This is a genomic window from Paenibacillus aurantius (genome assembly GCF_032268605.1).
Lineage (GTDB): Bacteria > Bacillota > Bacilli > Paenibacillales > NBRC-103111 > Paenibacillus_AO > Paenibacillus_AO aurantius.
This window is the reverse complement of sequence record NZ_CP130318.1, coordinates 975,169-1,001,417: the sequence shown is the minus strand read 5'-3', so window position 1 is coordinate 1,001,417 and position 26,249 is coordinate 975,169. Positions and strand designations below refer to the sequence as shown.

The 26,249-nt window shown below is 57.9% G+C and carries 23 protein-coding genes; 8 read left to right on the top strand and 15 right to left on the bottom strand.

What is annotated here, in order from left to right; translation table 11 throughout:
• Window positions 1-28 precede the first annotated feature (28 nt).
• Entirely contained in the window at window positions 29-271 is a 243-nt protein-coding gene (locus MJA45_RS04840) for a zinc ribbon domain-containing protein (protein WP_315606157.1), read from the top strand.
• A gap of 126 nt (window positions 272-397) precedes the next feature.
• Here the strand turns inward: MJA45_RS04840 and MJA45_RS04835 are convergent, their stop codons facing one another.
• Together MJA45_RS04835 and MJA45_RS04830 are read right to left on the bottom strand one after the other, a co-directional pair.
• Window positions 398-1,255: a sugar phosphate isomerase/epimerase family protein gene (locus MJA45_RS04835; protein ID WP_315606156.1), complete on the bottom strand. Its 858-nt coding sequence runs from the start codon at window positions 1,253-1,255 to the stop codon at window positions 398-400.
• Window positions 1,256-1,268: 13 nt separating this feature from the next.
• Entirely contained in the window at window positions 1,269-2,330 is a 1,062-nt protein-coding gene (locus tag MJA45_RS04830; RefSeq protein ID WP_315606155.1) for a Gfo/Idh/MocA family protein, read from the bottom strand.
• A 309-nt stretch (window positions 2,331-2,639) separates the two neighbouring features.
• Between MJA45_RS04830 and MJA45_RS04825 the strand changes: the two genes are divergently transcribed.
• Window positions 2,640-3,218, top strand: a complete 579-nt coding sequence (locus MJA45_RS04825) for a hypothetical protein (protein WP_315606154.1) — start codon at window positions 2,640-2,642, stop codon at window positions 3,216-3,218.
• Window positions 3,219-3,346: 128 nt separating this feature from the next.
• Here the strand turns inward: MJA45_RS04825 and pulA are convergent, their stop codons facing one another.
• From pulA to MJA45_RS04805, 4 genes are all read right to left on the bottom strand, one after another.
• Entirely contained in the window at window positions 3,347-5,308 is a 1,962-nt protein-coding gene (gene pulA, locus MJA45_RS04820; protein WP_315606153.1) for a type I pullulanase, read from the bottom strand.
• A 432-nt stretch (window positions 5,309-5,740) separates the two neighbouring features.
• A complete protein-coding gene (locus MJA45_RS04815; RefSeq protein WP_315606152.1) occupies window positions 5,741-6,211 on the bottom strand; it encodes a DinB family protein in 471 nt (156 codons plus the stop codon).
• Between the two features lie 134 nt (window positions 6,212-6,345).
• Window positions 6,346-8,118: an ATP-binding cassette domain-containing protein gene (locus MJA45_RS04810; RefSeq protein ID WP_315606151.1), complete on the bottom strand. Its 1,773-nt coding sequence runs from the start codon at window positions 8,116-8,118 to the stop codon at window positions 6,346-6,348.
• Window positions 8,115-8,960, bottom strand: a complete 846-nt coding sequence (locus tag MJA45_RS04805) for an ATP-binding cassette domain-containing protein (protein WP_315606150.1) — start codon at window positions 8,958-8,960, stop codon at window positions 8,115-8,117. The genes MJA45_RS04810 and MJA45_RS04805 overlap by 4 nt, the downstream gene beginning before the upstream one ends.
• 282 nt (window positions 8,961-9,242) lie before the next feature.
• On the opposite strand from MJA45_RS04805, the gene MJA45_RS04800 reads away from it, so the two are divergent.
• On the top strand, window positions 9,243-9,851 hold the full coding sequence (locus MJA45_RS04800) for a biotin transporter BioY (protein ID WP_315606149.1): 609 nt from the start codon (window positions 9,243-9,245) through the stop codon (window positions 9,849-9,851).
• A gap of 580 nt (window positions 9,852-10,431) precedes the next feature.
• On the opposite strand, the gene MJA45_RS04795 is transcribed toward MJA45_RS04800, so the two are convergent.
• The 3 genes from MJA45_RS04795 to MJA45_RS04785 all read right to left on the bottom strand — a co-directional run bounded on the left by MJA45_RS04795 (window position 10,432) and on the right by MJA45_RS04785 (window position 13,331).
• The gene (locus MJA45_RS04795) at window positions 10,432-11,085 is read right to left on the bottom strand and encodes an HAD family hydrolase (protein ID WP_315606148.1); all 654 of its coding nucleotides are present in this window, start codon (window positions 11,083-11,085) and stop codon (window positions 10,432-10,434) included.
• A gap of 20 nt (window positions 11,086-11,105) precedes the next feature.
• On the bottom strand, window positions 11,106-11,585 hold the full coding sequence (greA, locus tag MJA45_RS04790; RefSeq protein WP_315606147.1) for a transcription elongation factor GreA: 480 nt from the start codon (window positions 11,583-11,585) through the stop codon (window positions 11,106-11,108).
• A 153-nt stretch (window positions 11,586-11,738) separates the two neighbouring features.
• Entirely contained in the window at window positions 11,739-13,331 is a 1,593-nt protein-coding gene (locus tag MJA45_RS04785) for a PucR family transcriptional regulator (protein ID WP_315606146.1), read from the bottom strand.
• Between the two features lie 218 nt (window positions 13,332-13,549).
• Between MJA45_RS04785 and MJA45_RS04780 the strand changes: the two genes are divergently transcribed.
• The 5 genes from MJA45_RS04780 to MJA45_RS04760 are packed head-to-tail and all read left to right on the top strand — an operon-like array spanning window position 13,550 to window position 17,548.
• On the top strand, window positions 13,550-14,386 hold the full coding sequence (locus tag MJA45_RS04780; RefSeq protein WP_315606145.1) for a substrate-binding periplasmic protein: 837 nt from the start codon (window positions 13,550-13,552) through the stop codon (window positions 14,384-14,386).
• 23 nt (window positions 14,387-14,409) lie between these two features.
• On the top strand, window positions 14,410-15,060 hold the full coding sequence (locus MJA45_RS04775; RefSeq protein ID WP_315606144.1) for an amino acid ABC transporter permease: 651 nt from the start codon (window positions 14,410-14,412) through the stop codon (window positions 15,058-15,060).
• An 11-nt stretch (window positions 15,061-15,071) separates the two neighbouring features.
• Complete coding sequence (locus MJA45_RS04770) at window positions 15,072-15,848, top strand: amino acid ABC transporter ATP-binding protein (protein ID WP_315606143.1); 777 nt, start codon at window positions 15,072-15,074, stop codon at window positions 15,846-15,848.
• A gap of 5 nt (window positions 15,849-15,853) precedes the next feature.
• On the top strand, window positions 15,854-16,750 hold the full coding sequence (locus tag MJA45_RS04765; RefSeq protein WP_315606142.1) for a nitrilase-related carbon-nitrogen hydrolase: 897 nt from the start codon (window positions 15,854-15,856) through the stop codon (window positions 16,748-16,750).
• Window positions 16,751-16,795: 45 nt separating this feature from the next.
• Window positions 16,796-17,548, top strand: coding sequence for a sulfite exporter TauE/SafE family protein (locus tag MJA45_RS04760; RefSeq protein ID WP_315606141.1), 753 nt, complete (start codon window positions 16,796-16,798; stop codon window positions 17,546-17,548).
• Between the two features lie 68 nt (window positions 17,549-17,616).
• Here the strand turns inward: MJA45_RS04760 and MJA45_RS04755 are convergent, their stop codons facing one another.
• From MJA45_RS04755 to MJA45_RS04730, 6 genes are all read right to left on the bottom strand, one after another.
• A complete protein-coding gene (locus MJA45_RS04755; RefSeq protein ID WP_315606140.1) occupies window positions 17,617-18,123 on the bottom strand; it encodes an ankyrin repeat domain-containing protein in 507 nt (168 codons plus the stop codon).
• A gap of 63 nt (window positions 18,124-18,186) precedes the next feature.
• Window positions 18,187-20,466 (bottom strand): helix-turn-helix domain-containing protein, encoded by a 2,280-nt coding sequence (locus MJA45_RS04750; protein WP_315606139.1) that lies wholly within the window; start codon window positions 20,464-20,466, stop codon window positions 18,187-18,189.
• 54 nt (window positions 20,467-20,520) lie between these two features.
• Entirely contained in the window at window positions 20,521-22,146 is a 1,626-nt protein-coding gene (locus MJA45_RS04745; RefSeq protein WP_315606138.1) for a type 2 periplasmic-binding domain-containing protein, read from the bottom strand.
• A 65-nt stretch (window positions 22,147-22,211) separates the two neighbouring features.
• Complete coding sequence (locus MJA45_RS04740; RefSeq protein WP_315606137.1) at window positions 22,212-23,084, bottom strand: carbohydrate ABC transporter permease; 873 nt, start codon at window positions 23,082-23,084, stop codon at window positions 22,212-22,214.
• Between the two features lie 25 nt (window positions 23,085-23,109).
• Window positions 23,110-24,024 carry an ABC transporter permease gene (locus MJA45_RS04735; RefSeq protein ID WP_315606136.1) on the bottom strand — a complete coding sequence of 305 codons (915 nt, stop codon included), beginning with the start codon at window positions 24,022-24,024 and terminating at the stop codon, window positions 23,110-23,112.
• Window positions 24,025-24,303: 279 nt separating this feature from the next.
• Window positions 24,304-26,238, bottom strand: coding sequence for a beta-N-acetylhexosaminidase (locus MJA45_RS04730; RefSeq protein WP_315606135.1), 1,935 nt, complete (start codon window positions 26,236-26,238; stop codon window positions 24,304-24,306).
• Window positions 26,239-26,249: the final 11 nt, after the last annotated feature.

The following is a 26,249-nucleotide window of genomic DNA, read 5'->3' as shown; positions in this document are numbered from 1 at the left end:
GGAAGACCAAGTAACGGAGGGATGCCCGATGAGTGTAGAAGCGGCCATCAAGGAAAGGTTCAAGTGTACCAAGTGCGGGAACGCCGAGTGCCTGATCAAGGAAGTGGCGATGACGGGAACCGGCCTGAGCAAAATGTTCGACATCCAGCACAATCATTTCCTGTTCGTCTCCTGCTCCCACTGCGGCTATGTTGAGGTGTACAACCCGAGGGTGCTTGAAGGCAAAAGCCGCGGCCAGCTCGGAACGGTCCTGGATGTTCTGTTCGGCTAGAGGGCGGTACCCGGTCTCATCCTTGCTTTACGTTCAGGCGAATGAACCAATGATGCCTGGACGCTTCCCCACCCTAAAAAAAGCGGGAGCCCCTGAAATTCAGGAGCTCCCTTTCTTTTATTCGCGCTACACTTCGTCCCAGATCCGGCGGACATTGTCCATTCCGATCTTCGAGCCGGTGCGGCATTCTTCCATGCCTTCGAATTCCACGGACACGTAGCCGTCGTAGCCGGACGCCTTCACGGTGCGAAGCACTTCCCGCATGTCGATGTCGCCGTGTCCGACGATGGCCCCGCGCAAATAATTGCCGCTTGTCGTGCGGAACCAGCCCTGGCCCGGGTTCTCATAAGAAGGACGCAGGTAGAAGTCCTTGACGTGCACCATCGAAGCGAAAGGAATGTTCTTCTTCACGGCGGCGACGGAATTCTCGTCAGCGCACATGAAATTGCCCACATCCAGGGTCGTCCGGAAATTCGGACGGTCCACCGCTTGAATAAGAGCCTGAACCCGGTCGCTGGCCTGAACCAGGTACCCGTGGTTCTCCACACTTGTCGTGATGCCGTATTGGGCGGCATGGTCGGCGACGCGTGCGCATGCTTCCGCGAGACGCGGCAGCTCCTTCAAGAACATGGCCATGGACGTGTCGCTGTGCGAACCCGCATCGTGGCGCATCAGCTTCAAGCCGAGAGCTCCGGCCGTGTCCACTTCCTTCATGACTCGGGCGATCTCCGCCTCGTATTCTTCCTTCGTGTCCTTGATGAAGTTCGCGCCGATCGCATAGTTGGACAGGGCGATTCCGGCGTCGGAGGCTTTTTTCTTGAGAGCCGCGATCAGGTCCGGGTTGTCCGTCAGCGTGTATCCCATAGGGACCAGCTCCAGGTGCTCCCCGCCGTTCTCGGCGATCCAATCGACCGCGTCCAGAACGGTCATTTCATTCGACTGTATGGCTCTAACGAGGCTGTACGAGCTTAACCCAAGCTTCATTGTCCTCTCTCCTTTAGTAACGGATTTCCTGTCCTTTGGCGGCCGACTCGTAAATGCCGCAGAGCATCTTCATCACTTCTACGCCGTCTTGAACCGGGCTGCGCGGAGTATCTCCGCTTTGAACGCTGTGAAGGAACATCCGGATCTCGTTCTGGAACGCACTTGGGAAATTAAACGAAGTGCTGTCGGTCTGCGGCGTCACGTTAAGGATGGTATCGTGCTTCTCGAGGACCAGCTGAATGTTCGGCTCCAGCTCAACCCCTCCCTTATCCCCGTACAGCTTGACGGACAGCTCGTCCTGCTTGGCATGCAGCGTGAAGCTGACGTCCACCATCAGGGAAGCCCCGTTCTCGAAACGGATGAGGGCGTTGGCCAGATCCTCGACTGTGTTCTTCGAAGCGTCGTAGTCGGCCGCTTTGTAGAACGAAAGATTTTTGACATTCGCCCGGTTGCCAAGCTTGTTGTATGTATTGGCGCTGACGCTGACCACCTTCGGACGGCCCATCATATACCAGCAGATGTCGATGACGTGTACGCCCAGATCGATGACAGGGCCGCCGCCGGAACGCTCGATGTCGGAGAACCAGCCGCCCGGATTGCCCAGTCTGCGCAGGCAGGAAGCTTTCGCGTAGTAGATTTCCCCAAGCTCTCCGCTGTCGATGAACTGGCGCACCACTTCCGCGTTGCGGTCGTAACGGCGGACGAAGCCGACCTGAAGGATTTTTCCGCTTTCTTTAACGGCCTGTTCCACCTGAAGAGCTTCCTCTACCGTGCGGCAAAGAGGCTTCTCAACCAGAACATGCTTGCCGGCGCGAAGCGCGGCAATTGCGATTTCGGCGTGGGTATTGTTCCACGTACAGATGCTGACAGCTTCCACCTCGGAATCGGCAAGAAGCTCGTGGTAGTCGGTATACACCCGGGTTGCCCCGTATTTGTCCGCCTTGGCCTGGGCCCGCTCTCCGTTAAGGTCGCAAATGGCGTAAATCTCCGCCGTCTGGTCGTTTTTGCTGTAGGCGTCGAGATGAGATTCCGAAATAGAGCCTGCACCGATAAGTCCGATTTTCACTTTCGTCATGGACGGTCCAACCTTTCTTTTGGGACGGCTTTATCCGCTTATGCGAGAGCCGTTCATTTTTTATCCAATCCAAAGTTTAACATGAATGCTTCGGCATTTCTAAGGAAAAAATTTACAAATTATATTTTGTTGATTAATTTGTAGATTACTAGACAAGTGGGGATGTCCGAGGGGCATTTAAGGACTTTTTCGACGCAGCTTTCGCAGTGGACCGGTTGTCCAGATGGCAGGGCGGATCCCGGCTTCTCGTTTACGCCGGCACCCGGATGGGTAAAAAGAAGAATAGCACTCACAAAGGAGAGGAACCTCATGACGGACCGAAAAGACCAGTCGATGGATGCGTTGGAAAATAGAAAATTGGGCTACGGCATTTACGGAGGCGTTACCCCGAATGACAGCGCCGTGCAAACCGAGCTGGATTCCACCCGCCGGAATACGGATTACAGCAGCGAGGTCGACAATTTTGACCAGCCGGAGTATCGGAAGGAAACGTTGGCGACCGATGTCAACGCGGATATTCTGAACGACGATGCCGTGGAGCAGGACGCTTCCCAGGGAACCGAGGTGGACAAAGACTTAGGCGATTTGGCTTCGTTCGAGGAGATGCCTGCCGATGAGTATTTGAGAAGGCACCGGAACGCAGCGGAGACTTCTGAAGGGGTTAGTCGCGGGCAGGCCTATGAGGAGGACCGGCTCCGGGAAGACAACGCGCCTTACAGCGGGTTGAACGACGAGGACCTCGTACCGGAAACGGATGCCGTCGCGGACGACAACAGTCCGGTGGACCCGGTTGCTCCTCCCCAGGATGTCGTCCACGGGACGGATCTGCTTAACGGGGCGGGGGCCGAAGAGGACCCGGACACCGGCAGCGGCTCCGGCCGTCTGTAAGAACGGCAGCCGGGAAGTTTTCTGTATCGGACAGGCGGGATTTCTCCGTTCTTCGTTTAAACGTAAAAAGGACCCGAGATAAACGGCCGGAAAAGCCGCTCTCGGGTCCTTTTGTGCGCACGTCCGTTTTACTCCGCGTCCACCGCCAGAACCACCATGCCGATGCCTCCGGCCCTCAGCCGGCCGTTATCCAGGTGGCGGATAAACTCGCTGCCGAAGATGGCCTTCCACGGCCCGAGCCGGGGAAGCGGCACCTCGGTCTCGTCCCGGCGGGCCGAGTACAGCACGTAGAGGTGACGGGCCGGATCGCCGTTCGCGCGGTGGCGGAGCGTTAAGCCGATCACGTCCGGCGGCGTCGCTTCGAAGACGAGGTGCCGCTTGATCTCCTCGGCTGTTCTCAGCCGGAAGGCAGGATGGGCCTTTCTCAAGGCGATGAGCTCCTTCATGAACCAAACGTCATGCCGCCGCTCGGCGCAGCGCTCCCAATCGAGCCGGTTGATCTCATCCGGCAGGTTGTAGCTGTTCTCCTGTCCCCTCTTCGTGCGCATGAACTCCTGTCCGGCCTGAAGGAACGGAATGCCCTGGCTCGTCAGGACGATGGCCGAGGCCAGCCGGTGCATCTGCCGGAGCACCTCGCCCGAGGGCTCGCCGCTGCGGAGCAGCTTATCCCACAGGGTCAGGTTGTCGTGGCATTCCACATAGTTGATCGTCTGGTCCGGCTCCTGGGGAAAGGAATGGAAGCTCTCGCTGTACGGAATCGAGCCGGCTATCCCTTTCCGGACTTCGTTATCCAAGCCCTCGCTGCCGCTCACGAATCCGGTTCCCTCTCCGTAGAAATTGCTGCCTTTCACACTGTCCCGCAGCTGGTCGTTGAACTGGGCGATCCGCGGCATCCGGCGGGCGTGAAACTGGTTGGCCCTCCGGTCGTCGGAAAGGCCGCTCTGATCCATGTACCACCCTTCTCCGAGCACAAGCAGCGAGGGGTCTATCTTATCCAGACAGCGGCGCACCTCGTTCATCGTGTCCACGTCGAGCAGCCCCATCAGGTCGAAGCGGAACCCGTCCACCCGGTATTCCTTCGCCCAGTAGAGCACCGAGTCCAGGATGAACTTGCGCATCATCGGGCGCTCGGACGCCGTCTCGTTGCCGCAGTGGGAGCCGTTATAGGGAATCCCGTCCTCCCGGCGGCGGAAATAATACCCTGGAACAAGCGCTTCCAAATGAGCGGTGCGGATATCGAAGACATGATTGTAAACGACATCCTGAATAACCCGGAGTCCTTTCTGATGGAGGGTCATCACGAGCTTCTTGAGTTCGCGTATCCGGACGTAAGGGTCATAAGGATCCGTCGAATAGGACCCCTCCGGCACGTTATAATGAACGGGGTCGTATCCCCAGTTGAACTGGGGCTCCCCGCTTGTTTCATCCACACTCTCTTCGCTGTAATCGTTTACCGGAAGAAGCTGAACATGCGTGACCCCCAGGTCGATGATATGATCAAGCCCGGTGGGAATCCCTTGCGGTCCCCGGGTGCCCGTCTCGCACAGTCCGATAAACTTCCCTTTGTCCCGAATTCCGCTTTCCGGATGAATGGAGGCATCGCGGACGTGCAGTTCATAGATCACCGCATCCACCGGGTGGGCAAAAGGAGGCCGCGGAGTCTCCCCCCAACCTTCCGGGTCGGTTTGGCGCAGGTCGATGACCGCCCCCCGCCCGCCGTTCACGCTGACCGCCCGGGCATAGGGATCGACCGCTTCCCGCCATTCTCCCCCGACGCTTACTTTATACGTATAGAAACGGCCCTCCAGGTTGCCGGGCACCTCAACCGACCACGTACCTGCTTCCCCGCGGGTCATGGGCAGCTCCCGTTCGGCCGGCCCGTCCCAACCGGAATATAGAACAAGCCGGGCTTCCTCCGAGGTAGGAGCCCACACCTTAAACAGGGAGCTTTCCTCCGACCAGGTCAGGCCCAGATCGTCACCATCATAGTAAAACCGGCTGTCAAAAGCGTCCTCCCATACGGAAATCCCGTCGGTTACGCGGGGATCTCCGAAAGTCCGCCTGATGTCCTCTGTCTGCTGAACCGCCATCTGCCTCACTCCGATTCACTGAAATTTCGATTCTCCACAAGGCAGCGTATCCTTAAGATGGAACCTGCACCTGCTTTGGCTGCAAAGGAGCCCTTGGCTTCGGATGGCCCGAAGGGGACTGCATGGGTCTCTTTACCTTTATAATCGGGATTTCCCATGAAAAAAGTGATAGTTAAACGGGAACAGCTCTCTATATTACTCTACTCTCGAGCTCAGGGAAATGACAACAAAAGAGGCAGAATCCCAGAACAATATTACCATTTTACCCAATCGCCCCCTCCTCTAACAGGAAAGAGAGCGGCGGGAGCCATAAAGTGGCTTAGACAAGTCTTTCTCTATAGGTATGCGGCGGCCGGAGCAGACAGAAGACGATTTGGGACGGAAGTCCCGGATCAACGTTAGGAAGGTCTACTGAAGGGAAAGGGCTGCGGGTCAATCCCAGACCCGGGGACGCGGCACGCCGGCCGTCCGCATATAATCCAGCAGCTGTCCCGTATGAACGGATTCATGATAGGCGATGCGGAGCAGCATATCCCCAAGCGTCCGAACGTACCCGGCATCGCTCCGGTCGATACGAATCGCCGACAGGTCTTCCTCGCGGAAGGACTTAACGGTGGTCAGGAACGCCTCCCGCCAAGGCCGGGCAAACGTCAATTCCTCTTCCACCGTCGTGAACTCCCTCCCCTCATACGGAGACTCATAAGAAGTCAGGCTTCCCCGGTTAAGAAGAGCAAGATGATAATAGCGCTCACTGTCGAGCACATGCCGAATCATCTCCTTTATGCTCAAGGCCTCCTCATCGGGCTTCCAATCCAGCCGGTCGGCGGGAAGGCTTCTCCAGACCTTTTCGCTTCGGCGGCGGACTTCTTCCAGGTTGAGGACGACAAGTTCAATGGCTTTCATAAGACAACTCCTTAAAAAAATCTCCGGACGTTCCGTTCCGGTCTATGGGTTCCTATCAGAATACCAAACATTCGTTCCCGTGAAAACCCTTTGTGGGAAATCAGCCATCCTTCCGCCACGACAAAAAGACCGGACTAAAGGCGTCCGGCCCCAATCAGGACTACAAACCCCAACAAGCTTACAGCGATCAAACGATAGTCTCTGCGGGAGAACCGCAGGGGCTCGCGCAGCGACCGGCGCGGACCGAGACGGTCATATCCCCTCATCTCCAGGGCGAGGGCAAAGTCCTCGGCCGATTTAAACAGGGAGACGAGAAGCGGGATGAGCACGGCGGGCAGGTCCCTTGCCCTAAGGGAGCCCGGACGGGCCCCGGAACGCCCCCGCGCTCTGGCAATCCGGGAGAACCGCTCCAGCTCCGCCAGGATCAGCGGAATGAACCGGAAAAGAAGGGACGCCGTCAAAGCAACCGCTTCAACGGGAAGCTTCAGCCGGGAGAGGCCGGCCAGCCCCTGCTCCAGGCCCTGCTTCATCCGGATCGGCCCGGCCAGCAGCGGAAGGAGCATGCCGAGCACCAGGACGCACAGCAGCTTGACGAACTGGCGAAGGGTCAGCAGGGCGTCCGGCACGGAGAAGCCGATCGCCGGCAAGCCGGGAAATCCCGCCGGAAAGGCGATTCTCGCTCCCGAAATGGCCACCGAGAACGCCATGAGAAGCAGGAACGGCCGAACCGCGGGCTTCAGCGACCGAACGGGCACCCCGCTGTAAGCCGTGACGCCGGCCGTCACCGCGATCGACAGCGCCAGCGCCGCCGTGGAGCTCTGGCTGAAGATGCCCGCCGAGAGCAGCAGGCACCCGGCCCACAGGGCCCGCGGGTCGGCGGCCGTAAGGCCGCGGGCGGCGCTGGGGCTGGACGGCTCGGCGGCCGGCTTTTGCCCGGCAGCGGCTGAGCCGGCGGACGGGACGGGGGCGCCATGCGGCGCGCCGGCGATGGCGGAGGCCGAGGCGGTGGCGGCGTAGGCGGCTGCGGGCATGTCGGCCGCTGGCGAGCCGCCGGGCTCCGCGGCCCAGCGCAGGCGTACCTGCCCGGCCAGCTCCGCCGCCAGCTGCTCCGGCGCAAGCGGCTGCCCCGCGGGCACGTCCCAGCCCAGCCCGCGGAGTCTATCCGCAAGCTGGAGGGACTCGGGCACCGCAAGGCCCGCCTCCGCGAGCAGCTGCGGCCGGCGGCCCAGCTCTTCGCCGCTCACCGCGGCGGCCAGCCGGCCGCCGTTTAAGAGCAGGACACGGTCCGCCAACGGCAGGTACGGGTCCAGATCGTGAGCCGCGACGACGATGCCGCCTCCCCCGGCTTTGAACCGGGCGAGATACTCGGTCAGCAGTCCCGACGCTTCCGGATCGAGGCCCGCGCTCGGCTCGTCAAGGAACAGCCAGTCGGGCTCCACGGAGAACGCCGTTCCGAGCGCCACCCGGCGCTTCTCTCCCCCGCTCAATGAGAACGGGCTGCGGTCGAGAAACGCTTGCGGCAGCTCCACCGCCTCCAGCGCCCGCACAATCCGACGCTCCCCCTCCTCCCGGGTAAGCCGGTACGGCTTAAGGGAATAGGTGAACTCCTCCCGGACCGTGCGGGCAAAAAGCTGATGCTCGGCATACTGAAACACGAAGGCCGCCTTCATGGGAGGCCCTGCCGGCCTTCTCCGGCTCCACAGGGCCTCTCCCTCGAATCGGACGCTTCCTTCATGGGGCTTGCGGAGACCGGAAGCGACATCAAGCAATGTCGATTTGCCCGCCCCGGAAGGACCGGCGACCAGCGTCAGCTCTCCGGCAGAGAATTCGGCGGACACTCCGTCCAGCATGTTCCTTCCGAAGCCGCCGGCTGGAAGGATACGGATATCCGTCAACTGGATGGTCATCGGATCGCCTCCACCGCCCGAACGGCTTCTTCCACCGTAAGCGGCCTTGAACTGAGCCGGAATCCCTGGCGCATCAGCTCCTGGACTAGCCGCACCGGATAGGGAGCCGTAAAGCCCAGCTGCTCACACGGGGTTTTCTCCGAAGGTGCATCTTCATCCTCTTTGCCATAGAAGAAGCCGGAAGGAGTACCGGAATAAATAACCCTTCCCTTCTCCAGAGCAAGCATCGCGCCGCTCCCGGCGAGCTCCTCCATCCATTGGGTAATCCATACGACGGCCGTGCCTTCCTGCGTCAGGTCCTTCGCCGCCTTCCACACCCGTTCCCTTGAAACGGGATCGAGCATCGCCGTCGCCTCGTCGAAGACGATCATCGGGCTGCCGGCCGCCAGGCTGCCGGCGATGGCCAGCAGTTGCTTCTGGCCGCCGGACAGCCGCTCGACCTTCTCCTCTTTCTTCGCGGTCAGGCCGACCCGCTCCAAGGCTGCGGCCGCTCTCGCCTTCCGCTCCGCGGTCTCCAGCTCGAGCCACTCCAGCCCGAAGCAGACATCCTCCCAAACCGTTTCCCCAACGATTTGGGATTCGGGGTTCTGCATCACCATCCCGATGCGGCGCCCCTCCGTCCAGCCCGGCTCCCGGATCCCCGAGCTATAGCCCGACAATCCGGCCAAGACGAGCCCGAGCGTACTCTTCCCGCTTCCGTTTGGCCCTGCCACACCAAGCCATTGGCCGGGCCGGATCTGAAGGTCGATCGATTGAAGGACCGTCTCCGTCCCGGCCCCTTCCGCCTGGTCCGCTTTCTCGTATTCCACCGATAGTCCCCTCAGTTCAAATTCCGGTTCCAACCCCCATTCAACCCCCTTCAAGGTGTCCCCGCCTCTCTTTCCCCCGCGTGATAAAAATCTCTACTCAGATTGTTCCGTTAAGGCAAATCCGCTTGCCCGGACCTCTCCTTCTCAGCGCTGGGATCCCTTCCTGTCCTTCTCCCCCGCGGAGATCCCCGCCTCTCCTACTTCCCGGCAAAAAATTTCCGATCCCCTCTGGCCGACCCGCAGCCGATATGCTACAATCCGAATTGTCAACCAGATTATTCAGAAACAGGTTAACAAATGAGAGGAGCTTTTGCAATGAAAACATCGGGCTTTACGGTCAGGGGAATTACGCTCAGCGCCATGTTTGCCGCCCTGCTCGTCGTCCTCAGCTTCGTCAACATTCACCTGGGCTTCTCCCCGGTGCCGATCACACTGGAGAACTTCGCCATTATGCTCACCGGCGCCCTTCTCGGTGCCCGTTACGGGCTGTTCAGCATAGGGACGGTCGTCGTCCTTACGGCCATCGGGCTGCCCTTGCTTCACGGCTCGGGAGGTTTGGCGCTTGTTCTCGGTCCGACGGGAGGATACATATGGGCCTATCCCTTTGCCGCCCTGTTCATAGGGATGATCGCCCCCCGAATCCGAGGGGGCCGTACCAAGCAGATTGTTCTGACCTTCCTGACGCTCGAGGTGTTCGGCTCCCTGATGCTTTATGTCACCGGGGTTCCGTGGCTCGCCCACACGTACCACATGACCTTCCAGAAGGCCATGGTCGCCGGCTGCTATCCTTACCTGATCGGCGACGCGGTCAAAGCCTTTGCCGGAGCGCTGATCGTCGTCTCTGTCCGCCAATGGATCTCGGTCAGCGGCCGCCGGGCGGTGGCGGGTCATTCGGCAGCAGCCCGCAATACCACGCTGAGCTAGTGTCTTATTCGTAACCGAACAAATAGAGGAACTTTGATCCGCTACCCCCTCTCCTGGAGCTGCTTCCCGGTAAGGAGAGGAACTTTGTTCCTCTATTGGAGGGCAAACAGGCCAGGAAGCCCGTTAACCCGCGGAATAGCGAACGGTAGTTCCTCTATATCCGGAGAATTGTTCCTTTTCCGGGCAATAAGAAACTGAAGTTCCTCTATTTTCGGGGGATATCCTGGAGTAACACTATGGAAGGTGTTTCGCTACCAAACAATGCCGGGCAGCTCACCCCCTGCCTCCCCAGCACAAAGAAACCGCAGCGGTCTTCCAAAGACCCTGCGGTTTTGTATTCCTTATCTATCCAGTGCCTTAACTGCAACGGAAGACGGCTTCCTTATCGATTGTCGTGCGCATACGCAAGCATTCTCACCAACCAAATTACCGGGCCAGGCACTAGGTCCGGAAGGCGGGAGGAACCCCCCACACGGGCACTGCCCTGCGGCAAGAAGCCGAACATCGCCCGAAGCCTTATGGGGAAGCCGCCCGAGTATCGCCCGACACGGCCCCCTACCGGCAGCCTCCCCCTTCCTATCTAGCCGGCTTCCCCCTCCAGCAGCTCGCGCAGCTGAGCCGTCCGGCGGAATACCGCATCCGGCTTCTCCCGGAACTCGGATGCCTGCGTGGTGGGGAGCCACAGCACGCCGTAGGTTCTCAGTCCAGCGGCCTTCCCCGCCGCGATATCGGCATCGCTGTCTCCGAGGAAGACAGCCTCTTCCTTCGCCGCCCCGAGCTCATCGAGCGCCCGAAGGATGCCCTCCGGGTCCGGCTTCGCCTTCTCCACGTCATTGCCGGTGATCGTCACGTCGAAGGCATCCGACAGTCCGAGCTCCCGCGCGGAAATTTCGAACGTCCGGCGGCCTTTCCCGGTGATGACCGCCGTCCGGTAAGAACGGTCCCGGAGAAACGCCAGCAGGTCCCGAATGTCCCCGCTCGGCCGGACCAGCCGGGTATGATTCTCCTCATAGAGGTGATAAAATTCCTTCACGGCCTCCTCCAGGCTGCCGCAATGCGAAAGCTCCTTCCGGAGAATCCCTTCCTCCGGGGGTCCGAACATGCCGATGATTTCATCCGGCGACACCTCGCGGCGGTCATGCCGGCGAAAAACCGTCTGAAATGCATGGAAGATAACCGGAAGCGTATCCGCCAGCGTTCCGTCAAAATCAAAGAGCACCGCTTTCGTTCTCATCGCGTTTCCCCTTTCGGGCTCTACCCTGGCTTGATTTCGAGAAGCTCGTACTTTAGAACCCCCATCGGGGCGTTGACGCTTATGTTGTCTCCCACTTTTTTGCCCATGAGCTCTTTGCCAAGCGGGCTTTCATAAGAAATCAGATTCTCGGCCACGTTCGCTTCCGCCGGCCCCACGAGCCGGTATTCGATCTTCTCCGCAAATTCGATGTCGTTCAGGAGCACGACGGAGCCCACTCCCACCTGGTCGGTATTCCGGCTGCCGGCGTCCACCACACGGGCGTTTCGGATCATCCGCTCCAATATCAGAACGCGCGTTTCCATATGGGCCTGGTCTTCCTTGGCCGAATGGTATTCGCTGTTCTCCTTCAAGTCTCCGTAGCTGATCGCCACCTTGAGGCGCTCGGCCAGCTCCCGGCGCTTCGGTCCCTTCAACTCCTCCAGCTCTTCCTCGAGCTTCGCCAGCCCTTCCGGGGTCAAAACCACTTCTTCGCTGCTCAATAGTCCCACTCCAATCTTTATCGTTGCCTCCATTCTACCCTAAAGGAACGAAAAAAGAAAAAAAGGACGGCGGCACCGCGCGTCCTGAAAGGAAGATTCCGGCCCCGCCGCCAAACAGCCCGAAAGCCGAGAGCAACCAGCCGCCGGACAAGGCTAAGGCGTCATGGAAAGCCTGCGGAAATAATCGTACACGAGCACCGCAAGCTGGGCCTGAAGCCTCTGCTCCGGATCGTTCAGATTCGCATCCAGCACCTGCTGGATCCGCTCCATCCGGTAAACCACCGAATTGTAATGGCAGAACAGCACCTGGGACGTTTCCTTGATGCTGCCGTTGCAGCGGAAGTAGTGGATCAGCGTATCCAGGAGCTGGGACTGGTTCTTCTGATCGTAGGCAAGGAGCGGCTCCAGAAAATGAAGCAGCGCCGTTTTCAGCTTGTCGTGCTCCGCGATGAGCTTAACCAGCCGGTGGTACCTCATGTCCTCGAAGAAGAAAAGAGTCTTATCCGGGAATACGCGGGGGCCGATCTCCACGGCTTCCCGGGCCTCGAGCAGCCCGGCGGCGGCTGTTTCCGGAGGATGCACCGGGCTGAAGCCGAAGATCAGACGGTGATGGGAGAGCAGGGCCTGTACTTCCTCCTGAAAGCGGGCGACCCGCTTCTCCTTGGCATATAGCTGCGGCGGCAGCAGGAAGACCAGCTCTTTTCCCATCCCGAGGAAAAGAATGTCTTTCTGGGTAAGGGCCGCCCTCAGCCTCGCCTGCTCCGGATCGGACATCATGCGGCTCGCATGCCCAGTGCCCACCCGGTACGAGCCCTTGAGCTGCAGGCCGACCTCCGCCGCCCCGAGCAGAATCGATTCTTTGCCCGTCAGCTCCCCGAGAATCCATTTCTTCATAAATTTGTCCTTGTGGTTCTCTTTTAAATGAAGAAGAGACTCGAGCTTGGTCAACTGAAGCATGAGCAGCTTGGCGGCGTGCGGAAGCAGGGAAACCAGCTTCAGGTAAGCCCCTTCGGGTGCCTCCCACCCGATCAGATAGCCGGCATTCCTTCCCCCTCGCTCGACCGGTACGATCACGGTTAACGTTCCGTCCTCTTCCCTTCCGATAAGCATGGGATTCCCGTCCACTCGATGCTCCTCCGGCCACTCCCCATTCTTCGGAAGAGCGTCCGGCCAAGGAACCGGCCGGGAGGAATCGGAAGCCACCGTCTCGCCGGTCAAGGCCGCAAAAGCAACCGGATGGCCCAAGCAGCCGGCCACGGTCTCCACGAACACCTGCAGATTCTCTCCCATCACCATCGCGTTGGTGATCTGCTGAATGCCCTCCTGGATATCCGCGAGCAGCCTCGCCTTGTACCTCATGATTTCGTCCATCATTTCCTGCAGCATTTGCGAATAGCTGACATTGTCGGCGAGCTCCACGATGGGAAGCTCACAGGCATCGGCCATTTCGATCATCCGGGCGGGAACCTGCTCCATGTACCGCTTCGTTTTGATGGCGATGGCCGCGATCTTCGCTTCCTTTAGAAGAGGGATCAGCTGCAGCTGGGCCTGCTCGTTGTCTTTAATGGAGAAGGCGGTCGTCAACAGCAGATCTCCCGGTCGGACCCAGTTATGAACATCCGGCACCTCCATGACATTGACGTTGGTAATCAAACGCCCCAACCCGCCGGTGCCCCCCAGCACCGAGGAGGAAGCAAACAAATGAGGACGCGCCCGAATCATCTCGCCTACCGATACTCCATCCATCTCCCTCTCCCCCTTATCTACCCTAATCATTATATGTAATATAATCTAACACAAAACTATGGATTTTAGGTATCCCTAACAACTTCACCTGCCCTTTTGTGATTCATTCACAAGAAAACAGGGAAAAGATTGTCGTCCACCCCCTATATACGTCACTTATCTTGTGATATATTATAACACAATAGATAAAGAAAACTATACATCAGGAGTGAGAGACAATGAAAAAATGGATGCTGCTTCTCTTTGTCGCCCTATCGGTACTGGTATCGGCCTGTGGAAATTCCAAAACCGCTCCGGCGGCTGCGGACGGCGCTGCCTCCTCCCCGCCCGATGCTTCGGCGCAAACCACTCTGGATCAAATCAAGAAGCGCGGCAAGCTGATCATCGGAACGAGCGGCAATTACCGGCCCCTTACTTATATGGATGAGCAGGGCAAGCTGACCGGATTCGATATCGATTGGGGCAATGCCTTAGCCAAGGAATTGGGCGTGACCGCGGAGTTCGTCCCGGGCAATGTTTCCGGTCTGCTGGCCGGTCTCAATGCCGGCAAGTTCGATATCGTCATGTCGGGGCTGCTGATGACGGAAGAACGCAAGAAGGCCATCGATTTCTCCTCCGTTTATTACAAGGACGGCGTGGTGGCCCTCGCCAAGAAGGACAACAAGGCCGTAACGGGCATCACTCATCTGCAGGGCTTGACCGTTGGCGTCATCGGCGGGGCGGCCCAGCATTCCGATCTTCTGGAGATCGGCGGCTACAAAGAGCTGAAGGAATACCCCGGCAATGCGGAGGGCTTCGCCGATCTGAAGAACGGACGGATTCAGCTCTATGCCCTCGGCAAAATCGCGGCGAATGATTTTATCAAGAACGACAAAGACGGCAGCCAGTACGCAGCGGTCGGGGACATGTACAAGCTGCGCGACGCCGGGATCGGCATCCGCAAGAACGATTCTGCGCTGAAGAAAGCGATCGACGACATCATTGAGAAGAAACAGAAGGACGGCTCCTATAACGAGCTGGCCGTCAAATGGTTTGGCTTTGCGGTTCCTAACTAACTAGAGATGAGGAGGCATGTCGAATGGACTGGAGTCTTATCACCAACTATATGCCCCTTTATCTTAAAGGCGCTCTCGTCACGTTCCAGATCGCCCTATTGAGTATTGTGTGCGCGACGGTATTGGGGTATTTGATCGCCCTTATGAGGCTGTCCCCCAGCAAAATCCTTCAAAGCCTCGCTTTCGTGTATGTTTGGGTTTTTCGCGGGACGCCGTTGTTACTGGTTCTGTTCTTCTTCTACTACGCAGCCCCCTTTGGGCTGAAGCTAAGCGCCTTTAGCGCAGGCCTCCTGGCCATGTCGCTCAACTCCGCCGCCTTTAAGTCGGAAATCCTCCGGGCGGGCCTGCTCTCCGTTCCCAAAGGGCAGCTCGAAGCGGCGGAAGCGATCGGCATGTCCCCCATCAAGAAAATGATTCGGGTTACGATTCCTCAGGCGGTTCGCTTAACCATTCCGCCCTATATCAACAACTGCGTTATTCTGCTTAAGGAGTCCGCCCAGGTCTCGATTGTGACCGTTCCGGACCTGATGCTGGCCGCCCAGAGGGCGTACAACAGCACCTACAGCCCCATGGAGACCTTGGGGGTGGCGGGCGTTCTGTACTTGACCATGAGCAGCGCCCTTATGCTCCTCCAGTACTTCAGTGAGAAGAAGCTTCGCATTTCCACCAGATAGGAGGACACGCCATGATCCATATTAATAATCTTCAGAAAACCTACGGGGAAACCGCCGTCTTGAAGGACGTCAATGTCACGATCGCGGAAGGCGAGGTCGTCTCGATCATCGGCCCAAGCGGAGCCGGCAAAAGCACCCTGCTGCGCTGCATCAATCTGCTGGAGGTTCCGACGGCGGGCGAGCTGACCGTCGACCAGAAGCCCGTCCATTACCGGGCGAACCGCAAAGGCAAGCTGACGATGATGTCACAGTACCGGCTGCAGTGGCTGCGCACCCGGGTCGGGATGGTGTTTCAGCAGTTCAACCTCTGGCCCCACAAGACCGTCCTGCAAAATGTGATCGAAGGCCCGACCGTGATCCACCGGCTGCCAAAGGCGGAGGCCGTCCGGAAAGCGGAGGAGCTTCTGGACAAAGTCGGCCTGCTGCACAAGGCTGGGGAATACCCCGGGAACCTGTCGGGCGGCCAGCAGCAGCGTGTCGCGATCGCCCGGGCACTGGCCATGGAACCCAAGGTCATGCTGTTCGACGAGCCGACGTCGGCCCTCGATCCGGAGCTCGTCAACGAAGTTCTCGAGCTTATGGTACGGCTCGCCAAGGAAGGAATGACGATGATTGTCGTGACTCACGAGATGAATTTTGCCAGAAACATCTCGGACCGGGTGCTGTTTATGGAGCAGGGCCAAATCACGAGACAGGGTCCTCCCGATGAGCTCTTTGGAAATCCGGATGCCCGGATGGCTCAATTTATGAGAAGCTTGTCCCACAACGTAGATACGAAGGGAGCTTGAGAGGGATGAAGGTGGCAACGAGTCAATACCGCGTTAAATCGATTACTTGCTTTGAGGATTTCGCCGGCCATGTGAGGTGGCATGTCGAGCAGGCGGCTGCCCAAGGCGCGGAGCTTCTGCTTCTGCCCGAATTCTTCACCGCCGAGCTGTTGACGTTGAATAAAAATCTGGGGAAACATCCTGATTTCCCCGCCCTGTTTGAACAATACGGAAAAGCCCATACCGAGGACATCCAGGCATGCTGCCGGGAATTGGGGATGGAATTCGGGATGATCCTGGCCGGCGGGACTCATTTTACCTTCGATCCGGAGGACGGCCGTTATTACAACACCTGCTTCGTCTTCGCGCCGGACGGCCGCATGTACCAGCAGAGCAAAGTGCATCCATCTTACGAACTGGTGTACAATAAGGAGATGACTTCCCCGGCTAAAGACCTGGGAACCTTCGATATTAACGGAATTCGTCTCGGCGCCTCGATCTGCTATGACTGTTCCTTTCCGGAAGTCTCACGCATTCTCGGCATGCTGGGAGCGGATATCATCCTGGCGCCAACCTGTACGCTGGATGCGTGGGGCTCCGAACGCAGCGTGCTGTTCTCCAAGGCCCGTGCTACGGAAAACCAGGTGTATGTGATCAACAGCCAGCTGATCGGGTTCCTGCCTTTTCCGCCCCACCTTCCCTACGGGTTTGCCTTTACGGGAATCAGCGGGATCTACGCCCCCATCCATCCGATGGTCGGGCATTCGGACGGAATCGTCCGGCAGGGAGAACCCAATGTGGAAATGGTCGTGACCGCGGATATCGACCTCGATTATTTGCGTGAGGTGCGCCTGAAGGGGCATAACCAGAACCGTAAGGACATGCGTCCCGATTTCTATAAGCGGTTCGAGGTGACCGCCTGATTTTCGGATCCCTTAAGACAGTAAGACAGCTAAGAGAAAGAAGCGATGGCGATGACTGTATTGTTGACGATGCTGGTGATGGGCCTCATCCTGGGCTTTGCCGGAACCGGCGGCTCCGGTTTTATTATTGCGCTGCTAATTACGGTCTTTCATGTGCCGGTGCACGCGGCGCTCGGAACTTCGGTGGCCGCCATGGTGTTCACGATGCTTTCGGGCACCGTCAGCCACCTTCGCGAGAAGAACGTCAGCCTTCGCGCCGGAGCAGCCGTCGGCCTGTTCGGTGCCGCCGGGGCCTACGCCGGTACCTTCGCCGCGCGGCTCATACCCGCCGACGCCCTGGTGGTCTGGACGGCCTCCATGCTGTTCCTTTCCGGGGTGCTCATCTGGGTGCGGACGAAAATGCCGGCATCAGCCGAAACGAACCACGAGCTGCCGGCCGGCTCCCGCTTCTGGGTCCTGGCGGCCATTGCCGGCCTGATCACCGGGGGATTATCCGGCATGTTCGGCATCGGCTCGACACCGTTTATCCAGCTGGCGCTCATGATCCTCTTCCGGATGCCGCTCCGGCTCGCCGTCGGCACGACGATGATGGTAATCCTGCCCATCGCCTTTTTCGGGGGGATCGGCTATTTCCAGGCCGGCTACATAGATGCGGCTCTGCTCGTGCAGGTGGTGGCCGGGACGATGATCGGCTCCTACATCGGAGCCAAGTTTACCGGACGAGCCCCCCGCGCCCTGCTGCGGGCCGCGATGATCGGAACCCCGATTGCCGGCGGGCTGATTATGCTTCTGAGATAACAAAAGAGACCGCCCGGGCGGTCTCTTTTGTATTTGCTGGGGATGGAGGCAGGGAAGGCGAGACCAAACTAAGAAGCCCGGTTCGCGTGCCGCTCCAGCAGCTCGGCCACTTGATCGTTTCCCCTGCTCTTCGCTAGGGCAAGAGCCGTTGCTCCACCGGCCTCCGCCTGAATGTCGGCCCCGTGCTCGAGCAGCAGCCGGATGATGTCCACGCTGTCGGCATGATAGGCGGCCGTATGCAGGGCCGTATGCCCGTCGCTGTCCGGGATGGAAGCGGAAGCCCCTCCCGCCAGCAGCAGCCGGATTACCCCGAGGTCGCGTTCTCCGGCAATCGCGGCATGCAGCGCCGTGTTCGACGGAATGTAGGCTATCTTCGAGTGAGAGACCGCGTTCACCTCCGCGCCCGCCTCCAGTAGAAGCTTCACGGCGGCGGCCTGTCCGAAATGCGCTGCATAGCCGAGCGGCGTCAGCCCGTCCGCATTCTCCGTGTTGGCGAGCTCCGGCTTTTCGGCCAGCAGCTCCTTCAGCCTCGTGATATCCCCCGATTGGGCCGCCTTGAACAGTTCTTCGATCATCTCTTCCTCTTCCTTTCCTTATATGGACTCGTTAAATTTCAGTCTGCTTAATTTTTCACAGGGTTAAAAGCCCCCGCTACCCAGCTCCTTCCCTGCATTCAGCTTCTGGAACTGCTTCGGGGTCAGCCCGTACCTCTCCTTGAAAATGCGAATGAAATAATGGGTCGACTGGTAGCCGAGCTTGGCCGATACGTCCTGAACGGTCATTTTCTCGTGGAGGAGAAGCTCCGCGGCGCGTCGAAGCTTTTTGTCGGTGACATACTCAAGAAAGGTCATGCCGAGCATTCCCTTGAACAGCCGGCTTAAATAATTGGGGCTGATGCGGACATGCTCCGCCACCGTTTCGAGCGAAAGCTCGTTGTACAGGTTGTCCTCGATGAACCGGGTGATTTTGAGCTCGAGGGCTTTGTCGGCCTTCGGCCTTCTCTCCCCCAGCTGGCGGACGGCCTCGCCCGCAAGCCCGGCGATCCACTGCTCGAACTCGGTGATCGTCCCGATCCGGGAGAAGTGACGCCGGATGTCATAGCCGAACAGCTCCGGCGGCTGGAAGCCGGCGGTCTTCAGGCAGCGGCGGAAATGGAGCAGAAGGTCGAGCAGGATGCTTTTGGAATAATCGACGGTATACCCGCCTGTGCGTACTTCCTCTATAACGCCGGTAAGCTGCGTCTGCAGGCGCTCCTCGTCCCCCGTCCGCAGGCTTGCCTCAAGATCAGGAAAAGCGGAGGAGGAGCTGCCCGAGTCCTTGAGCCGGGAAAGACCCAGCTCCTCGAACCGGAGCAGCCGGCCCCTCTCCAGGAAGCGGTATTTCACGGCTTCCCCCGCTTCTGAATACGACCGGGCCATGCCTTCCGGGCCGGTTTCGTATGGATTCCCGGCGGCCAGCGCATAGTCGCCCGAATGGCACATTTGGATCGTTTCTTCGATGGAGACCAGGATTCGTTCTACGTCCTCCGGGCTGCCGCCCAGCGCGATTCCGGCCAGCCGGTTCCCTTCCAGCTTGATGGCATAAATCCGGCCAGGCCCTCCGTCTTCTCTTTCCAATGCTTCAATCAGGTCGTAGAACAGCAGCATTTCCTGCTGATGACCGTTCGTGCCTTCCGGGATTTCCAGGAGAAAGCTGAAGCAAACCGCTCCGTCGAGAGGTACGTCCAAAAGGCTCTGGTTCTCCCACAGCTCCATCTCCGAAATCTCCTGTCCCGTCAGCAGGCGAAGGATAAAATTGTGGCGGATCATCGGCTTGTTTTTGTCGATCTTGCGGCGCAGATCATCGATCTGATCCGTAAAGTGATGAAACAGCGTGCCGATCGGCTTGTGCGCCCTTTGGGTAATGAGGATCCCCATGCCCAGGTTGACCAGCAGCAGGCCCCCGGCTATGACGATGAGAAGATTGCGGAAATCGTGAGACTGCTTGTAATAATCCTGGACCGACGCGATGGACACATAGCGCCAGTCGTTGTATTGGGAGGGAGAGTAGGAAACGACGCTCGCCCGGCCGCCCACTTCCGCGGAGAACATCCCTTCTTCCTTCGGCCCAAGGCTGGCCAGTGTTTCCAGCACACCGCCCCGGCCACCGAGGGTGGGAGCCTCCCGGTCCGTCGAGGTCACCAGCCGGCCGGATCCGTCCACAATCAGGCAGACCGTGTCCGGGGAAAATTTATAATCCTCCAGCAGGCTTAGGAAAGCATTCTCCTTAAGGCTTACGGCTATGATGCCGAGCTTGCTGTTCTCCGTCGAAAAGTAAGGAATGCTGCGGGCATACAGGAGGATTCGGCCGCCGCCGGCATCCTCGGGCCGGCCGTTCGGAAGGACCGCCCATTCGACGTTCCGGTCCGAGCGGTCGAAGCTCTGGAACCAGTCTTTCATAGGGCCGGTCAAACAATCGGTGGTCTCCATATGACAGGCACGGAAATTCTGAAACATCATCTGATTGAGGCGATAGTAGATCGTTATCGTATCCACAAAGGGCAGGCTGCTCCGGATTTCCTCCACCCGGTTAGACACCTGGAGAGTCCGTACAACGTCACGATCGATAGGGTTGGTAAGCGGATAGGTCAGCACATCGTTGCTCTCCATCCCCGACAAATTCTGATTGGGAATCCGGATGATCTCCTTCAGAAAGCGTTCATCGAAGGATTCTCTTAACTGGGCCACCGCCTGGCGGTTCAGCTTGCGGGTCTGCTCCTCGTAGCTCGTGCTGAAATACCGGTAATACACCAGGGCGGGAATGACCGTAATAAGAATCACCAGGCTGCAGTTAAACAGAATGAGCCTCGTGAAGGTCCGGTTCCGGTTCAAGAGCCGCTGCATCACGTTTTCTTCCCATCCCCCTCCCCGTACATTCATCCATATTGTACCATACGGCAAACGGACGAAGCGTACGCTTCGTCCGGTCGTCGTCTATTTGCCCTGCGTCTTCTGGTAGGCTTCGTTGAGTGCCTTTTCGACCTTGTCTCCGCCGCTTTCCTTGAACTTCTTGACGTACTCGTCGAAGGCCTCTACGCCTTGCTCGCCCGTAATGATTTTGAAGTACGTCTCGACCGTCATTTTGCCGAGCGTGGCCGCATACTTGTCGTATTCGTCGGTGTACGGCAGGAACATATTCATATACCCTTTAAAACCGGCCACTTTGTCCCCGAAGGAGAAGGTAAACGGGTCCTTCTTCTTCATGAACGGATCGTAATTGACCTGGACGTGGAGAACATTGCGGCCCTTCTGCTGGGAATCGCCCGCCGACAGGCCGCCGGACAGATCTATGAATTTACCGTTCTCCTCCTTCCAGCCTTCCCCTTTCATGCCGTACCGGACGTTCATGTAGTACTCATAGTCCGTGGCGGCGGCTTCCATCATCTTCAGGACCGTCTCCACCTTGCGCGGATCCTTGGCCGCCTTGGTGGTGATGCCGATGGCACCGTTATAGGAAGACCACTGCGGGGTGCCCGACAGGCCCTTCGGTCCGACCGGTGGCTTGCCGAAGACGATGTTCCCGTTCGGCTGGGCCTTCTTGAAGTCCTGCCAGACGACACCGCCCTTATCCCCGGGATTGTCGGGATTCAGCTCGTTCCGCCAGTGAGCCGGCTGGGTCTTCCCGGTTAATCCGATCCGGTTGTTGAAGAAGGCCTGGGAGTTGGCCCAATAGCCGGTCGTATTCTCCGAGGTGATGAACTCGGGATCGATGATGCCGTCTTTGTACCATTTCTGCAGGAGCGCCAGCGCTTCCTTCATCTCCGGCTGAATGGAAGCGAACACGATCTTCCCGTCCTTCAGCGTAAGGCCGACGGCCCGGGTCGGGTTCGCTTTCGCGGCCTGGCTGAAGTCGTCGATCGGCGGGAAGCCGAACGCGCCCATAATGGCGGGGATGCCAAAGTCCGAAAGCCCGTACGTGTCCTTCTTCCCGTTCTTATCCGGATCGTTGTTCCGGAACTTGTACAGGGCGTCCTCGAATTCGGCGAGCGTCTCCGGCACCTTGGTGATGCCGACGTTCTTCAGCCACTCCTCCCGCCATACCACCAAGGTCGAGTAAGGAGTCGTGGTGGCCGGAATGCCGTACAGCTTTCCTCCGCTCTTCACGTAATCCCACGTTTCCGGGTAAGTGGTGTCCAAATATTTAGCATAGGTAGGAGCAAACTTATCGATCAGGTCCCTCGATATGGGAGCCAGCACGCCCTGGTCGATATAGTTGACGAGGTTCTTCTGGGTTCTTACCTTGATGACGTCGGGCATTTCCCCGGCCCCGAGCCGGACGTTGACGTTATCGTCCCATTTGTTCGGATCGACATACCAGAACTTGAATTTGGCATTGAATTTGTCCTCCACCATCTTGATGACCGGCGAAGCGGGATCGGGCTGCCCGTAGGAGTCGTAGCCAAGCCATTCCAGGGCGACGGGCTCCTGCTTGCCTCCTCCGGTCGGCGCAACCGACGCTCCCTCCGATCCGGGCTCCTTGCCCGATTGGCAGCCGGCCAGCAGCGACACCGCCAGTACCCCGCTTATGGTCACGCTCCTGCTGGTTATGCTCTTCATCATTTGATACCCTCCCATGCTTAATCTATATGTTAACCCGGCGGGAAGCCGGAGCTTAACCGGCGGCCTCAGCCTTTGACCGACCCGACAAGCGAGCCCTTGATGAAATACTTCTGCAGAAACGGATAAACGCAGACGATCGGCACAATGGAGACGACCAGCGTCGCCATCTTCATCGACTCGGCGTTCACCACCACTTGATCAACCGCGGGCTCGAGCAGATTGGACTGCCCTTCGAGAATGATTTTTCTCAGGATCATCTGGAGCACTTGCTTCTTCATGTCCTGAATGTAGATCATGCTGTCGAACCAGGCGTTCCAATGGTAGACCGCCGTATAGAGGCCGACCGTAGCGACAATGGGCAGCGAAAGGGGGATGACGATGCGGAACAGGATGTAGACGTCGTTTGCTCCGTCGATCTTAGCCGACTCCTCCAGACTTTCCGGCAGGCCGATAATGAAATTCCGCACGATCAGAAGCATGAAGGCACTTACCGCGCCGGGCAGCACGAGCGCCCAGATGGAATTCATGAGGCCCAGGTTCTTGATCACGATGTAAGAAGGAATCATCCCCCCGGAAAAGAACATGGTGATCACAATCACGCCGGTCCAAAACTTCCGGTGGGGAAGCTTCTTTTTGGACAAGGGATAGGCCCCGAGAAAGGTCATGACGACGGTAATGGCCGTACCGAGCACCGTGCGGAAGATCGTGTTGCCGTAAGCGTTCCAGATGAGCGAATTGCGGAAAACCTCCCGGTAGCCTCCCCAGTCCAGCTTAAGCGGGATGAGATGAAAGCCGTACCGGTTAACGATTTCGGACGGGCTTACCGAGATGGTGACGATCTGCAGAAGCGGCAGCAGGGTAAGAAGGCTGAGAGCCGCCAAGGTGAAGTAGATGACCGAGAGCAGCAGCCGGTCGGAAACAGAATGCCTGTGGTTCATGGGGAACCCTCCCTCCGGTAAGTATTCAGAAAATCGTCTCTTCGCTGACCTTGCTGGCCAAATAGTTCGCGGTCAGCACCAGGAGGAGCGCCACTACATTCTTGAACAAGCCGACCGCCGCCGCGTAGCTGTAGTTCATCCGGGACAAGCCTTCCGTGTAGGTGTACGTGGACAACACGTCCCCCACCTCCATCACCTTCACGTTCAGCAGGTTGTAGATCTGCTCGAAGTCGTCGTTGATGATCGAGCCCGAATTAAGGATCAGCATGATGACGATAACGGGTGCCATGGCCGGCAGCGTAATGTACCCGATCTTCTGGAGACGGCTGATGCCGTCCATGTCCGCCGCCTCGTACATTTCCGGGTTGATACCGGCAATCGCCGCCAAATAAATGATGGTCGTGAAGCCCGCCTGCTTCCAGATTTCCGTCAGCACCAGGATAGGCCGGAACCAATCCGGTTCGGTAATGAAATACACCGGCTTCAAGCCGATCAGGTCGAGAAACAGGTTGACGGCACCCCGGCTCGGGGAGAGAAACTCAATGATGAGGCCCGACAGGACGATCCACGACAGAAAGTGCGGCAGGTAGCTGATCGTCTGCACCGCTTTTTTGAAGAAGGAGCGGGTCACCTCATTGATCATCAAGGCGAGGAGAATGGGAACGGGAAAGCCGAACAGCAGCTTGTAGAAGTTAATGATGAGCGTATTCCGCAGAACGGTCAGGAAATAGTCCCCGGCGAACAGCTCCCGGAAATTCTCCAGGCCGACCCAGGGGCTTCCCCAGATCCCCCTCATAAATTTGTAATTCTTGAACGCGATCAAGACCCCGTACATCGGACCGTAATGAAAGACGGCGTAATAGATCAGAACGGGAAGGAGCATAAGAAAGAAATACTTGTATTCCAGATACTGCTTCCACACGGACCTTCGGGCCGGCATCCCCGCTCACTCCCTTCTCGATAATTGATAGCGTTTACAACTTATGAGATTGATCATAAAGGATGGGAAAAAGAGGAAGCAATGACCCGTTTCAACGAAACTATCTCTTTTTAGGCTTGTTTGCGCTGGTTTATAAAAACATCACATTTTGGCAAAGTATCATTTTTTAGCACACGGACGAAAGCGGCGGGTTTGCCGAGGTGGAGAGCCTTTTCGATAGGGTTCATCCTGACACGCCAAAAAGCCCGCAGCCACGGCGGGCTTCTAATAGGCTGTCTGCTAAATCATAAAGAAAACGCCGGCGGTTACAATGCGGTAATAATCATTGCTTCTTCCAATCGAGGTATCGGCTGTCAGGGAATTCTGCCAGTCGAACAAAAGCCTGCTCTCCTCCAGCTCTTCGATGCGTGGGATGGACCCGTTTACGTATTCCGAAATCCGGTATTGGGCGGATTCGACGCGGGCTCGCAGCGCACCATAACGCATATCCAGCACTTCCCATCCGAACGGCTTGTTCGTTTGAAACCACAGCCGGCGGTGTGCCTCACGCAGCCGCTCGATCCGGGCCAGCAGGTCGGGAAGCTCTTCTTGTACGATTCGTTCCATGTCCTCCCTGTGCCGTTCGTCGTAATGCTGCTTCAAACGAATGCCTACCCCCGCCTTGATCTCGAGCACGGCGCTTACTTTCATATAGAATTCAAACAGAGTCTGATACTTCTCTGATCTTATTTCTGATAAGCGCTGGGTTAGATTCTGGTAATGGGAGGTAATCTCCTCTTGAACAAATTCAATGTTAGCGTCCAGCAGGCCGATCAGAATGTCCTGCCACAACAGGAATTTCGAAGGATTGCTCTCCCCTAAATTTCCTCCCGGCACTCCAGGAACTTCATCCAGTAGGGTTAAGGCAAGAAAATGCTCCCCGGTGAGGCTTTCATCCCCGGAACAAACGGCTACTCGCCGGTTTACCGTCTCCGCATCCGGGACTCCCTTCGCATACCCGTGCTCCGCGAACCACTGCAGACCAAGGATTCCGGATGCATAGCTCGCCTCATTGCCGTCATTGCCCCAGAAGGTGGCAAAGACTTCGCGAACGCCTTTTTGCTTGCAAGCCGCAAGGGCAGCGTTTGTAGTGGCTATGGTTTTGCCGTAATTGGGAGCTATGGTATTCCATGTCCAGATCCCCCCCGCAAAAAGAGGCTCCGACCCGAAAGAGCGGTGAATATCGAGATAAGCTTCGTAGAAGGAGGGATCCGTGTGGTAGTAGTCCCAGTAGACGAAACGTACGTCTTTCGGCATGGCCTCAATGACCGGCTCCGGGATCTCGACATCCAGGTCGTAATACCAGCCGTGCTTGGAGCCGAGGCGAAAGTACATGTCACTCCAGATCATCGGCTCAAGACCGTGGCTCCGGGTAATGGCCAGAACCTTTTCTAAATGCTCTTTCATCAAATCGAACCGGCTATGTAATCCATTTTTCTCCAGATATTGCCCAAGTCCCAGTCTGTGAGCCTCGTCCATTCCGATATGAATTCTTTTGCTGCGAAAAGGAGCCGAGGCGGCCGTTATCATGTTTTCGATAAATTCGTAAGTTTGGGGCTCCCCTACCAGAAGAATGTCTTCCGTATCGGTGAAGGCTTGGGCATAATTCCATTTCAAAGCAGCGGCCAGATGGGCCAGCGTTTGAATGCACGGAATCACTTCCATCCCGAACAGCGCCGCGTAGGCGTCGATTTCCTTAAGCTCTTCCTGCGTATACCGTCCCCTCATGTAACCAAAGTAAGGCATTCCCTCGATCTCATAGGTGTCCTCGGTGTAGAGCATGAGCATATTGAGGCCCATGGCGGCCATGATCCGAACAAACCGTTTCACGCCCTCGACATGCATGACGGCATTCCGGGAGCAGTCGAACATCGCCCCGTTCAGATCAAACTGAGGGTATTCCGTTATCCGAATGGAAGGTTGAGACCCGGCTAACTCCTCCCAACGCTCGAATACGAGGGACAATCCCCGAAAAAAATGGTGAACGGCACCGAAGCGGATGATGATTTCCTTGGCATTCATCTCCAGCTCCAAAGCATCCTGCCGTTCGGTTCGAATGGCGATAAGCGGGATGCCGGAATCTTCCGATAAAGAAAACTTCAGATGTCCGGCCATTTCCTTTACGCCGAGTGCGATTTCGTCCCTATCCCCTTGCAGATGGATAACCCGTTTCACTTCCCCGCCTC

Excerpts from the sequence above, each read along its gene's own strand:
- MJA45_RS04840 (WP_315606157.1), top strand. The coding sequence starts at position 29 with ATGAGTGTAGAAGCGGCCATCAAGGAAAGGTTCAAGTGTACCAAGTGC.
- MJA45_RS04835 (WP_315606156.1), bottom strand. The coding sequence starts at position 1,255 with ATGAAGCTTGGGTTAAGCTCGTACAGCCTCGTTAGAGCCATACAGTCG.
- MJA45_RS04830 (WP_315606155.1), bottom strand. The coding sequence starts at position 2,330 with ATGACGAAAGTGAAAATCGGACTTATCGGTGCAGGCTCTATTTCGGAA.
- MJA45_RS04825 (WP_315606154.1), top strand. The coding sequence starts at position 2,640 with ATGACGGACCGAAAAGACCAGTCGATGGATGCGTTGGAAAATAGAAAA.
- pulA (WP_315606153.1), bottom strand. The coding sequence starts at position 5,308 with ATGGCGGTTCAGCAGACAGAGGACATCAGGCGGACTTTCGGAGATCCC.
- MJA45_RS04815 (WP_315606152.1), bottom strand. The coding sequence starts at position 6,211 with ATGAAAGCCATTGAACTTGTCGTCCTCAACCTGGAAGAAGTCCGCCGC.
- MJA45_RS04810 (WP_315606151.1), bottom strand. The coding sequence starts at position 8,118 with ATGACCATCCAGTTGACGGATATCCGTATCCTTCCAGCCGGCGGCTTC.
- MJA45_RS04800 (WP_315606149.1), top strand. The coding sequence starts at position 9,243 with ATGAAAACATCGGGCTTTACGGTCAGGGGAATTACGCTCAGCGCCATG.
- MJA45_RS04795 (WP_315606148.1), bottom strand. The coding sequence starts at position 11,085 with ATGAGAACGAAAGCGGTGCTCTTTGATTTTGACGGAACGCTGGCGGAT.
- MJA45_RS04785 (WP_315606146.1), bottom strand. The coding sequence starts at position 13,331 with ATGGATGGAGTATCGGTAGGCGAGATGATTCGGGCGCGTCCTCATTTG.
- MJA45_RS04780 (WP_315606145.1), top strand. The coding sequence starts at position 13,550 with ATGAAAAAATGGATGCTGCTTCTCTTTGTCGCCCTATCGGTACTGGTA.
- MJA45_RS04775 (WP_315606144.1), top strand. The coding sequence starts at position 14,410 with ATGGACTGGAGTCTTATCACCAACTATATGCCCCTTTATCTTAAAGGC.
- MJA45_RS04770 (WP_315606143.1), top strand. The coding sequence starts at position 15,072 with ATGATCCATATTAATAATCTTCAGAAAACCTACGGGGAAACCGCCGTC.
- MJA45_RS04765 (WP_315606142.1), top strand. The coding sequence starts at position 15,854 with ATGAAGGTGGCAACGAGTCAATACCGCGTTAAATCGATTACTTGCTTT.
- MJA45_RS04760 (WP_315606141.1), top strand. The coding sequence starts at position 16,796 with ATGGCGATGACTGTATTGTTGACGATGCTGGTGATGGGCCTCATCCTG.
- MJA45_RS04755 (WP_315606140.1), bottom strand. The coding sequence starts at position 18,123 with ATGATCGAAGAACTGTTCAAGGCGGCCCAATCGGGGGATATCACGAGG.
- MJA45_RS04750 (WP_315606139.1), bottom strand. The coding sequence starts at position 20,466 with ATGAATGTACGGGGAGGGGGATGGGAAGAAAACGTGATGCAGCGGCTC.
- MJA45_RS04745 (WP_315606138.1), bottom strand. The coding sequence starts at position 22,146 with ATGATGAAGAGCATAACCAGCAGGAGCGTGACCATAAGCGGGGTACTG.
- MJA45_RS04740 (WP_315606137.1), bottom strand. The coding sequence starts at position 23,084 with ATGAACCACAGGCATTCTGTTTCCGACCGGCTGCTGCTCTCGGTCATC.
- MJA45_RS04735 (WP_315606136.1), bottom strand. The coding sequence starts at position 24,024 with ATGCCGGCCCGAAGGTCCGTGTGGAAGCAGTATCTGGAATACAAGTAT.